Here is a 276-nt window from a genome sequence, read left to right as displayed (position 1 = left end):
TGATCGAGTAGAAAGGCACGCGTTCCATCAGCTGCTTCAAGCGTTCCGCGATCGACGATTTACCGCCGCCGACCGGGCCTAACAGATACAGAATCTGTTTCTTTTCTTCGAGCCCCTGGGCCGAATGCCGGAAGTACGCGACCACCTGCTCGATCACATCTTCCATTCCGTAGAACTCACGGAATGCGGGGTATACCTTGATGACCTTGTTCGCGAAGATGCGCGACAGGCGCGGATCGTTGCGTGTGTCGATCTGTTCTGGTTCCCCGATTGCCA

1 pseudogene is annotated in these 276 nt (G+C 55.8%); it reads right to left on the bottom strand.

From position 1 onward, the window contains the following. A pseudogene (locus SB764_RS39905) lies at positions 1-276 on the bottom strand (PrkA family serine protein kinase); the annotation flags it as partial.

The sequence above is a fragment of the Paraburkholderia sp. SIMBA_027 genome, from assembly GCF_046535315.1.
Taxonomy (GTDB): domain Bacteria; phylum Pseudomonadota; class Gammaproteobacteria; order Burkholderiales; family Burkholderiaceae; genus Paraburkholderia; species Paraburkholderia tropica.
Note: the sequence above shows the minus strand (reverse complement) of the source record. Positions and strands in the feature narration are given on the sequence as shown.